Raw genomic sequence first — 11159 nt, forward strand, 5'->3', positions numbered from 1 at the left:
GGCGTCCTGGCTTCGGAGAGCCAGGCGCGACCTCAAGGCTTGACCGTCACGTGGAGCTTGAAGGAGCGCTCCACCTGGCCCGGATTGAAGGCCTTGGCGAGGAAGAACTCGATTTCCGTGGGGCCGGGATTGCGCGGGATGAAGAAGAACTCACGGGTGGCGCCCTCGGAGCCCGGCTCGAAGTTGGCTTCCCGCAGGCCCACGCGCTTGGCCACCGTGGGCTCGATGGCCCAGGTGAGGCCCGGCTGCTCCTGGAGCCGCACGGTGAAGCCATGGTTGAGCTTCACCTCGATGTGGGTGGTCTGCTCGCCCTCCACCTGGAGGAGGTCCATGCCCTCGCGGGACATGGGCCGGGCCTCGGCGGGGCGAGGCTCCACGCCCTCCACCTCGATGCGCCCACCCCAGCCGGAGGACTTGTCCGCCACGCCGGTGACGGAGAGCGTCTGGCCCAGGTACTTGCGCAGCCCCTTGGCGCCCTTGCCCTCGAGGATGAAGGACACCTGCTGCCGGGTGCCGCCATTGGACACCACCAGCACGAACTCCTCGCCGGTCATCTCCAGGTTGCCGCGCAGCGCGGCGAAGCCCTTCATGCCCGCGCCCATGCCGGCCGACACCACCTGGGACACCTCGCCGGGCGACAGGTAGCGCAGCTTGTTCTCCGGCTCCACCGGCGCCACCACGGGCTCCTCGACCTCGGGCTTCTTGGCGGAGAACTTCCGCACGTCCACCGTGCCACCGTAGTTGGTGGTCTTCTTGATGAGCCCGCTGACGGACACCTTGTGGTCCATATAGGCCGGCAGCACCTCTTGATCCGGCCCCTGGAGCAGGAAGCTCAGCTCTCGCTTGTCCCGGCCCACCACCACCAGGTGCGGCATGCCATCGGTGATGGCCAGCCGGCCCTTGAGGCTGCCCTCGCCGACCACGCCACGACCCGTGCCCGCGGTGAGCAGCTGCTCCATGTCGCGCTTGTTGAGGGGCTCGCCCGGGGGCGGCAGCTTGGTGGCGCGGGGCCGAGGCTTCTCGACCGGGGGCGTCTGCGCCGCGAGGGCCGCCGCCTTGGTGGCCGCCTTGGAAGCCGCCTCCTTCACCGTGGTGGCCGCCTTGGTCGCGACCTTGGTGGCCGCCGAGGCCACCTCCTTCACCTTGGTGGCCGCCTTGCCCGCCGGAGCCTTCTTCTCGGCGGCGGGAGCGACGGGAGCCGGGGCGGCCACGGGCTTCTCGCCCTTGACGGGCTTCTCACCCTTGGCGGCCTTCTTCACCGCCTTCGCGGCGCCCGAGGCCTTCGTCACCAACTTCGAGGCAGCCTTGGCCACGCGCTTGGACGCGGTCTTGAGCACACCCGGTTTCGTCGACTTGACCTTCTTCGCAGCGGGAGTCGCCTTCTTGGCCCCTGACCTGGGCTTGGCCATCGACGCTGTCTCCTTGAAATTCCCGTGTCATCTCAACGGGTTGGCGCGCTTGCCCCCAACCGGATACGGGCCACGCGATCACCAGCGCTTGTAACGATGATCAGCAGGCCTGTCAAACAAAGTCTTGAATTTCCTAGGGACTTTGATCCCAAAAACAGCCAATCGCTACACGTCTGTTTCGCCCTCCCCCGGATGGAGCCAATCATCCCTGGGAGATCATGCCCAGGAGACCCGACCCATGAAGGAAGATGCCGCGCTGCTGCCCGTGGAAGATGCGCGCGCCCGCACCCTCGCCCTGGTCTCTCCCCTGCCCCCCGAGTGGGCACGGTTGGAGGAGGCGCTCGGACGTGCCCTCGCCTCGGATGTGCTTGCCCAGCGCACCCTGCCGCCCTGGGACAACTCGGCCATGGAGGGCTTCGCGGTGCGCAGCGCCGATTTATCGGCCCCGCCGCCCGTCCGCCTCCAGGTGCGCGAGACCATCCATGCGGGCCAGACGCCTCGCCAGGAGGTCGTCCCGGGCACCTGCGCGCGCATCATGACGGGGGCCCCGTTGCCGGCGGGAGCGGACGCGGTGGTGATGCGGGAGCGGACGCGGCTGGAGCCGGACGGCGGCGCGGTGGAGATCCTCGAGGCGGTGGGCCCGGGGAACTTCGTGCGGCCCAGGGGCGAGGACGCGCGGGCGGGAGAGGTGCTGCTCCCCCGGGGCACGCCGCTGGGGATTCCGGAGCTGGGGCTGGTAGTGAGCCAGGGCCTGCAGTCGGTACCGGTCCCTCGCCGCCCCCGGGTGGCCATCCTCTCCACGGGCGACGAGCTGTGCCGGGCGGACGCACCCGCCGAGGGTCGCATCGTGGACGCCAACGGCCCGGCCCTGGCGCTGGCGGTGCTGCGCGCGGGCGGAGTGCCCTCGGTGCTGGGCATCGCCCGGGACACGCTGGAGGATGTCTTCGCGCACCTCTCGGCGGCCGAGGGGTACGATCTGGTACTGACGAGCGCGGGCATGTCCGTGGGCGAACACGACTTCGTCCGCGAGGCCCTGGAGCGGCTGGGGGTGGAGCGGGACTTCTGGCGCGTGGCCATCAAACCGGGCAAGCCGCTCGCGGTGGGGCGCAAGGGGCACACCGTCTACTTCGGGCTGCCGGGCAACCCCACCTCCTCCCTCGTCACCTTCGAACTCTTCGTCCGCCCGGCGCTGCGCCGCATGCTGGGGCACCCGGACGTGGAGCCCCCCCGGGTGGGCGGCAGGCTGGCGGGCGAGCTGAAGAAGGCCCCCGGGCTGGCCCACTATGTCCGGGTGACGACCACCTGGCAGGAGGGAGAGCTCTGGGCCCGGCCCCTGTCCACCCAGACGTCGGGAGTGTTGCGGTCCGCGGCCTCGGCCACCCACCTGCTCCACTTCCCACTTTCCTCCAGTAGGCTGACTAATGGTGACAAGGTGGAACTGCTCCCTCTTTCCTGGGGGGCATGAAGAACGAACCCTGGCGGTTCGCATCCATCTTGTGCCTCCAGATGTTGTGCGAGAGAAGGGAACATCCATGTCCGATTCGACACCTCCGGTTCTCCCGACCCGCAAGGCCTCTTGTCTCCTGGAGAAGTTTTCCGAGGCGGACGTCCCCACGGGGCGTGGCGTCCTGCGCACGGTCGTCTTCCGGGAAAAGCGCAACGGGCGCGAGCATGTAGCGCTGGTGGTGGGAGAGGTGCAGGGGAAGGAGGGTGTGCCCGTCCGGGTGCACTCCGAGTGTCTGACGAGCGAGGTCTTCGGCAGCCTGAAGTGCGACTGCCGGGAGCAGTTGGATCGGGCGTTGGACTTCGTGACCCAGAATGGGTGCGGGGTGGTGCTCTACCTGCGCCAGGAGGGCCGGGGCATCGGCCTGGGCAACAAGATCAAGGCCTATGCGCTCCAGGCCCAGGGGATGGACACCTACGAGGCCAACCAGAAGCTGGGATTCCCGGATGATTTGCGCAGCTACGACGTCGCGGCGGAGATGCTGCGCATGCTCGGGGTGCGCTCCGTGGACCTGATCACCAATAATCCACTGAAAATTGCAGGGCTGGTGGAAGAGGGAATTCCAGTTCGTCGACGCATTCCCTCGCGTACGGAGCATAATCCGCATAACGTCGGCTACCTGAGGACGAAGCGCGAGCGGACGGGGCACCTGATTGAGCTCTTCGCCGAGGACGACGACGACACGGAAGCAAAGGTTGGCTGACGACGAGCAAGAGGGGGGCACGCAGGCGAGCGTGCCCTTCCAGGTTCGTTTCTGGGGAGTGCGCGGCTCGATCCCATCACCGGGACCGAAGACGCAGCGCTACGGTGGCAACACGCCCTGCGTCGAGATGCGATGCGGGGACGAGCTGCTCATCTTCGACCTGGGCACGGGTGTGCGAGCGCTGGGCGACGAACTGGTCGCGGCGGGGGGACCCCTGCGCGCGTCGATCTTCCTGTCGCACTACCACTACGATCACCTGCAGGGGCTGCCGTTCTTCACGCCCATCTTCATCCCGAAGTACAGCTTCACGATGTACGGAGCGCCGAGGGATGGGAGGTCGGTGAAGGAGGTGCTGTCGGGGCAGATGGTGCAGCCCTACTTCCCGGTGACGGCGGAGCAGGTGTTCAAGGCCCAGCTGACGTACAAGAACCTGGGCTCCAAGCAGGAGCTGGAGCTGGGCCCCGCGAGGATCCGGACGTTGGATCTGAACCATCCGGGCGGCAACCTGGGCTACCGGGTGGAGTGCGGCGGCAAGTCGGTGGTGTACGCGACGGACGTGGAGCACGGCTGCGCGAACGACCACGAGCTGGTGGAGTTCGCGCGAGACGCGGACGTGCTGGTCATCGACGCGATGTACACGGTGGACGAGTACCTGGGCCACAAGGGCGCGTCGAAGGAGGGCTGGGGCCACTCGACGTGGGAGTCGGCGGTGGAGACGGCCAACAAGGCGAAGGTGAAGAGGCTGGTGCTCTTCCACCACGAGCCCACGCGAGACGACGATGCGATGGACAGGTTCGTGGAGGAGGTGCGCAAGCACCGTCCGGACGCGATCGCCGCCATCGAGTCGCAGATCGTGAAGGTCTGAAGTTCCCCCTTCCCCCCCCTCCCTCCGCGAGAGGGACGGGGTGAGGGTACGCGTCCCCCGGGTTGAACCCTACGCGAACGCCCGAAGCGCCCGCTGTACCCCCTCGCGCAGCCCACGAAACGGCAGCCGCGCGAGCGCCGTCTGAGCATCCACCCACTCGTGGGCATCGTGCTCGTCCCCGAGGCGGACCTCGAAGCCCTCGGCGCACCGAGCGGCGAAGCCGTTCTCCTCGACGAGGCGCGGGGGCACCACGCTGCCGACGGCGAACGCGTGCCGGTACTCCAGATCCACGACATCGGTGCGCAGCCCCGTCTCCTCGAAGAGCTCGCGCGCGGCGGCGTCGCGGGGCTGCTCGCCCGGCTCGATACGCCCGGTGACGATCTGCCAGAACCCACCCCGCTCGGGACGCCGCCGCAGCAGGAGCACCCGCGCCTCCGACCCCTTGCCGCGCACCAACGTGACGCTCACGGTGTGCGTGAGGGGCTTGGGCTCGGCGAGCTGGAGCCCGAAGACCTCGGCGAAATGCCGGGCCACCTTGTCCTCGACCTCGGCGATGGACACGGAATGACCGAGTTCCTTCTGCATGGAAGTGACGCCGGCCTCGCGGATGCCGCACGGGACGATGAGGTTGAAGTGCGGCAGGTGCGTGTTGATGTTGAGGGCGAAGCCGTGACTGGTGAGCCAGCGGGCGAGGTGGACGCCGATGGCGGCGATCTTCCGGGCGTCGGGGGAGTCCTCCTGGCCGATCCACACGCCGGGCCACTTGGGGATGGTGCCGGAGGTGATGCCGTACTCGGCGAGGGTGCGGATGACGCACTGCTCGACGTCGCGCACGTAGCGGCGCACGTCCTGGCGCCCCTCGGGGAGGAGGAAGATGGGGTAGCCGACGAGCTGCCCGGGGCCATGGTAGGTGACATCGCCACCGCGGTCGGTCTCGAAGATCTCCACGCCCTCGGCGGCGAGCCGCGCGTCACTGGCGACGATGTTGGCACGTTTGGCGGCGCGACCCAGGGTGAGCACGGGCGGGTGCTCGAGCAGGAGCAGGGAGTCCCCGCAGAGCCCCTGGCGGCGGGCCTCGCCGAAGAGCTTCATGAGCTGGAGCCCATCCTCGTATTCGACCCGACCGAACCGGTACACCGTCAACGTGTTCACGACGTTCCCTTCCGCCGACCGCGACGGGCCGGCCTGGCCTTCCCCCTCTTCTTGAGCTCCACACGCCAGGTGCCCGGGGGCACGCGGGCCAGGAGCGCCTGAAGCTCATGCCCGGAGCGCGGCGAGCGGGCGGCCTCGGTGGCGAGGGCGACGAGTGCCTCCTCCGAGAGGTGACAGTCCTCGCGCGAGGCGAGCTGGCGCCGGGCGATCTCGACGAGCTCCTCGACGCTCGGCGACTCGAGCGGGACGAGGAGCCGCACCCTCTCCAACAGCGAGACGGGCAGCGAGCCCTCCACGGCCTCGGAGAGCGCGGCGGTGGTGGGCACGGGCAACCGGCCGGAGTCCGAGACGAGCACCGGCCCTGGAGTCGCCGCATGGCCCCGAGCGGTCATCACCACGGTGCGCTCGGGGTGCCGGGCGAGGAAGGCCGCCAACGCGGTCTGCTCCGCTGGCGGGAGCCGGTCCACATCCTCCACCAGGAGCGCGACGTCCAGGGGAGCGTTGTCCACGTCGGAGGAAGAACCGAGCACTCCCCTCCCCTGCTCCGCGAGCGCCCGCATCCAGGTGCTCTTCCCGGAGCCCTCGGGCCCGAGCAGCAGCACATGGCGAACGCCGGTCTCCAGGGCCCGCTCCAGGCTCGCCCGGGCCGACTCCTGGCCCACCAGCCCGAAGGTGATGGGCCGGACGACCCGGGGACGCGGAAGCGGAGGAGCCACCCCACCGAGCAACGCACCCGACTCCCCGATGCAGGCCGAGCAGATGAACGCGCCGGCGGGACCCGCGACGAGCGACCCGACCTCGGAGCGCGGCCGGCAGCAGAAGGAGCACCAGGCCTCGAGGGAGGGATCGGCCCGAGTGGGTCCGCGCTCGATGAAAACCCCCTCTCCCTTTGAACGAGGGCTGGCCTCCGTGGCCTCACTGGGGGGAGGCGAAGGAGGAGCGGCGGAGGGAGGCGGAGGGGAAGGCACGGGCGCCCGCACGGTCTCGGGAGTCACCTCCACGCTGAGCACGGCGGAGCGCACGACCTCCGCGGCCACGGCGACGGGGTTGAGCCGCCGGCCCACGGCCAGCTCCGCCTCGCGCAGGGCCTGCTGGAGGGACGTCGAGGAGTCCTCCTCGAGGACGAAGACCTCCCTGTCGGGGTCATCGTCGGGCTCCTCCTCGGGGACGGGAGGGGACGCAGCGGGCGGAGGCTCCTCGACCCGCGTCACCTGCCCCAGCCGACCGATCTCCTCCTGCACATCGGCGCGGGAGGGATCCAACTTCAAGGCGTAGCGCAGGAGTTGCTCGGCCCGGGACAGGCCGCCCGCGCGCCGGTAGAGTTCCGCGGCGCGGCGAAGCAGCTCGATGGCCCGGGCCTTGTCACCACCCAGCTCCGCGGCCTGTGCGGCACGGAGGACGTCGCGAACATTCTCGGCCATGGGGAACCTCCTCGAAGGCCGGGAGCGCGGTGCGCGAGCGCTCCCAGCGAGGCACGCGCCCCCGGCGGGCGACCCGGCCGTCAGGCCATGGCCAGGAACAGCATGTCCGGACGCTCCAGGTACTTGATGACCTCGTATACGAAGTCAGCGGCGATCTGGCCGTCGATGACGCGGTGATCGGCGGAGATGGACAGGTTCATCATCTCGCGCACGACGATCTGATCGTTCTTGTCCACCACGGGGCGCTTGCGCATGCGGTGGATGCCCATGATGGCCACCTCGGGGTGGTTGATGATGGGCGTGGCGAAGATGCCGCCCGTCTGCCCGAGCGAGGTGATGGTGAAGGAGCCACCGGTGAGTTCCTCCATCTTCAGCTTGCGCTCCCTCGCCGCGTTGCTGAGGCGGACGACCTCGTTGGCCAGCTCGCGCAGGGTGAGCCGATCGGCGCCCTTGATGACGGGGACGGTGAGGCCCTCGGGGGTGGCCACGGCGATGCCGATGTTGAACTCGCCGCGCACGACGAGCTCCTGCGCGGCCTCGTCCATGTTGGCGTTGAGGTGCGGGTACTTCTTCATCGCCGCGAGCACGGCCTTGATGATGAAGGGCAGGAAGGACAGCTTCGTCTGCTCGCCGGAGGCGGCCAGCGTCTCGTTGAGGCGCTTGCGCAGGGCGACGAGCTCGGTGCAGTCCACCTCCTCGACGAAGCCGAAGTGGGGCGCGGTGAACTTCGAGCGCACCATCTTCTCGGCGATCTTCTTGCGCAGGCCGCGCAGGGGGATGCGCTCGTCGCCACGACCGGAAGCCACCGAGGGAGCGGCTGGACGGGCCTGGGCGGGAGCGGCCGGGGCGGCCACCTCGTTGCGAGGAGCGCTGCCCCCCGCGAGGGCCGCCTCCACGTCCGCCTTCATCACCCGGCCCTGGGGACCGGAGCCGGCGATCTCCGAGAGGTTCAGCCCGTGCTCACGCGCCATGCGGCGGGTGAGCGGCGTGGCCAGCACCTTGGAGGCGGCCTGCGCACCATCGCCCTTGGCGGCCACGGCCTGGGCAGCGGCGGGAGCGGGAGCGGCGGCCCCCTGCGCGCCATGACCGGAGGCCTGGGCCGGAGCGGCGCCCTCGATCTCCATCGTCACGAGGATCTGGTGCACCTTGGCGATCTCGCCTTCCTTGCCGTGCGTCTGCACGACGCGGCCGGCCTTCGGGCTGGGCACGGTGACGGTGGCCTTGTCGGTCATCACCTCGGCGAGCGTCTGGTCTTCCTTGACCGAGTCGCCGGCCTTGACGTGCCACTTGACGAGCTCGCCCTCCTGCACGCCTTCGCCAAGATCGGGCAGCTTGAACTCGAAGATCGCCATTCGCGGGGGTCCGTTTCGGGGTGTGGGTGGAGAAGGCGTCAGGTGCTCGCGCCAAGACCCAGGCGCTCGCGCTCCATGAGGCCCTTCATGAAGAACTCGGCGGCGCGGTAGCTGGAGCGCACGAGCGGTCCAGAGGCGACGTACAGGAAGCCGTAGGACTCGGCGAGCTTCTTGTAGTCCTCGAACTGCCGCGGGGTGACGAAGCGCTCCACGCGCAGGTGGTACTGGGAAGGCTGGAGATACTGGCCGAGCGTGACCACGTCCACGCCCACGCCGCGCAGATCCTCGAAGGTCCGCTCCAGCTCGGCGTCCGTCTCACCCAAACCGACCATGACGGAGGTCTTGGTGTAGAGCCGCTCGGGCCGCTGCTTGAGGTACTCCAGCACCTTGAGGGACTGGCGGTAGGTGGCGCGACGGTCGCGCACGGTGGGGGTGAGCCGCTCCACCGTCTCCACGTTGTGGGCGACCACGTGCGGGCGGGCCTCGGACACGGTGGCCAGGTCGCGCTCCACGCCCTTGAAGTCGGGGATGAGCACCTCGACGATCGTCTTGGGCGAGTGCTGGCGCAGCTCGCGGATGGCCGAGGCGAAGTGGCTGGCTCCGCCATCGGGCCGATCATCGCGGTTGACGGAGGTGACCACGATGTACTCAAGGTCCATCTCCTTGACGGCCTGGGCCAGGTGGATGGGCTCCATCGGGTCCAACGGCGGGGGCGCGCCCACCTTCACGTGGCAGAAGCGGCAGGCGCGGGTGCAGACCTCGCCCATGAGCATGACCGTGGCGGTGCCCCCGCCCCAGCACTCGGCGATGTTGGGGCAGCGAGCCTCCTCGCACACCGTGGCCAGCTTCGTGCGGCGCACGATGGATTTCACCCGCTCGTACCCTTCCCCGTGGGGGAGGCGCACCTTCAGCCACTCGGGCTTCCGGGTGGGCTGCTCGGGTACCTGCGGCAGGGGGAAACGGTCGGGAGTCGCCATGGGTCGCGGGCCTTCTACGGTTGGGGCGAAAGCAGGGTCAAGGGGGAAGCCTTGACGCGAGGCGTCAGCTTCCGCGGAGGGTCCAGATACTTCGTCCCGATGTAACGCCTTCGTCGAGAGCGGGCAGCGCCAAGCGACCTTAAGCACAGCTTGGGTGAGGGATGAGTGGACCGCCTCGGGCGGCCGGAGTGCGCATGCTTGGGAGCATGAAGGCCATCCACCTGGGAACGAGTGGCTACGTCTACAAGCACTGGAAGGGACTCTTCTATCCAGCCGAGCTGCCAGCCAGTCGCTGGCTCCCCTACTTCGCCCGAGTCTTCGCGACGGTGGAGCTGAACGCGCCCTTCTACCGGCTGCCCACGCCGGACGCGGTGGACGGCTGGAGGGAGCAGACGCCCGCGGGCTTCCGGTTCGCGTGCAAGGGCAGCCGCTACCTCACGCACATGAAGCGGCTGACGGACGTGGGCGAGGGCCTGGAGCGCTTCTTCGGGGTCATCCTCCGGCTGAAGCCCAAGCTGGGCCCGGTGCTGTGGCAGCTCCCACCGCACATGAAGAAGCCGGACCCGGCACGCCTGGATCGCTTCCTCGCGGCCCTTCCCCGAGGCATCTCCTACGTCCTCGAGTTCCGTGACGCGGCCTGGTACCACGAGGAGGTGCTGGAGGTGCTCGACCGCTGGGGCGCGGCGGTGTGCGAGCACGACCTCGTGCCCGTGCCCCCTCCGCGCCTCACGGGAGGCTTCCGCTACATCCGCTTCCACGGAGCGGGCTCGCGCTACCTCGGGCGCTACGGCCGCGAGGCGCTGTGGCCGGTGGCGTGCGAGCTGGACAAGTGGAGACGCAAGGGCCGCACGGCGTGGGTCTACTTCAACAACGACCTGCAAGGGCACGCGCTGTTGGACGCCTTCGACCTGGCGGAGCTGCTGGGCCACGTCCAGGTCCGCCCACCCCCAGACATGCGAAGGCCGTCCGAGACAGAGGAGTCTCGAACGGCCTGAACCCACCAGGTCGCGACCCCCGACTCAGATGTGGATCGGGTGCCCCAGGGTGGCCTCGGCGCCCTCCTTGATGATCTCGGAGAGCGTCGGGTGGGCGTGCATCGTGTGAGCCAGCTCCTCGGTGGTGATCTCCAGGCGCATGGCGACGCAGGCCTCGGCGAGGAGTTCGGTGGCGTGGGGGCCCACGAGGTGGACGCCGAGCACCTCGTCATACTTCTTGTCGGAGACGACCTTGATCATGCCGAAGGCCTCGTTGGAGATGGAGGCCTTGGTGACGGCGGAGAACGGGAAGATGGCGGCCTTGACGTCATAGCCGCGCTCCTTGGCCTTCTTCTCGGTGAGACCGACGGAGGCCACCTCGGGGTAGCAGTAGGTGGCCGACGGGGTGAGGTCGTAGTTGATGGCCGCGGGATTCTTCCCGGCGATGTGCTCGACGGCGAGCACGCTCTCGGCGCTGGCCACGTGGGCGAGCATCGGCGTGGGGATGACGTCACCGATGGCGTACACGTTGGGCTCGCTGGTGCGCATCATCGAGTCGGTCTTGATGAAGCCGCGCTCGGGCTTGATGTTCGTCTTGTCCAGGCCGATGTCCTCGGTGACGGGCGAGCGGCCCACCGCGGACAGGAGGATTTCGGCCTCCAGCGTCTTGGTCTCGGTGCCCACCGTCATGGTGACGCGCACGCCGGTGGCGGTGCTCTCCACCTTCTCCACCTTGGCGCCGGTGTGCAGGTCGATCTTCCGCTTCTTGAAGTGCTTCTCCAGCTCCTTGGAGGCGTCGATG

Annotated in this window: 10 protein-coding genes; 4 read left to right on the plus strand and 6 right to left on the minus strand. The window is 69.1% G+C overall.

The features are described from left to right. Positions 1-32: 32 nt before the first annotated feature. Positions 33-1409 (minus strand): protease inhibitor I42 family protein, encoded by a 1377-nt coding sequence (locus VF794_RS10260; protein ID WP_331109222.1) that lies wholly within the window; start codon positions 1407-1409, stop codon positions 33-35. Positions 1410-1647: 238 nt separating this feature from the next. On the opposite strand from VF794_RS10260, the gene glp reads away from it, so the two are divergent. The 3 genes from glp (at position 1648) to VF794_RS10275 (ending at position 4481) form a co-directional block, all read left to right on the plus strand. After that, a complete protein-coding gene (gene glp, locus VF794_RS10265; protein WP_331109224.1) occupies positions 1648-2874 on the plus strand; it encodes a gephyrin-like molybdotransferase Glp in 1227 nt (408 codons plus the stop codon). Between the two features lie 67 nt (positions 2875-2941). Continuing rightward, the gene (gene ribA / locus VF794_RS10270) at positions 2942-3616 is read left to right on the plus strand and encodes a GTP cyclohydrolase II (protein WP_331109225.1); all 675 of its coding nucleotides are present in this window, start codon (positions 2942-2944) and stop codon (positions 3614-3616) included. Further along, the gene (locus VF794_RS10275) at positions 3609-4481 is read left to right on the plus strand and encodes an MBL fold metallo-hydrolase (protein ID WP_331109227.1); all 873 of its coding nucleotides are present in this window, start codon (positions 3609-3611) and stop codon (positions 4479-4481) included. Before ribA ends, VF794_RS10275 begins: the two co-directional genes overlap by 8 nt. A gap of 69 nt (positions 4482-4550) precedes the next feature. On the opposite strand, the gene lipB is transcribed toward VF794_RS10275, so the two are convergent. From lipB to lipA, 4 genes are all read right to left on the minus strand, one after another. Continuing rightward, positions 4551-5633 (minus strand): lipoyl(octanoyl) transferase LipB, encoded by a 1083-nt coding sequence (lipB, locus tag VF794_RS10280; RefSeq protein WP_331109229.1) that lies wholly within the window; start codon positions 5631-5633, stop codon positions 4551-4553. Next, entirely contained in the window at positions 5630-7054 is a 1425-nt protein-coding gene (locus VF794_RS10285; protein WP_331109231.1) for a ClpX C4-type zinc finger protein, read from the minus strand. Before VF794_RS10285 ends, lipB begins: the two co-directional genes overlap by 4 nt. A gap of 80 nt (positions 7055-7134) precedes the next feature. Next, entirely contained in the window at positions 7135-8406 is a 1272-nt protein-coding gene (locus tag VF794_RS10290) for a dihydrolipoamide acetyltransferase family protein (RefSeq protein ID WP_331109233.1), read from the minus strand. A 38-nt stretch (positions 8407-8444) separates the two neighbouring features. After that, positions 8445-9383, minus strand: a complete 939-nt coding sequence (gene lipA / locus VF794_RS10295; RefSeq protein ID WP_331109235.1) for a lipoyl synthase — start codon at positions 9381-9383, stop codon at positions 8445-8447. Between the two features lie 194 nt (positions 9384-9577). Between lipA and VF794_RS10300 the strand changes: the two genes are divergently transcribed. Then, entirely contained in the window at positions 9578-10378 is an 801-nt protein-coding gene (locus VF794_RS10300; RefSeq protein ID WP_331109237.1) for a DUF72 domain-containing protein, read from the plus strand. A 24-nt stretch (positions 10379-10402) separates the two neighbouring features. Here VF794_RS10300 and VF794_RS10305 read toward each other — a convergent pair. After that, the coding region (locus tag VF794_RS10305) for an FAD-dependent oxidoreductase (protein WP_331109239.1) at positions 10403-11159 on the minus strand (757 nt) is incomplete at its 5' end.

Source organism: Archangium sp., assembly GCF_036389735.1.
GTDB lineage: Bacteria > Myxococcota > Myxococcia > Myxococcales > Myxococcaceae > Archangium.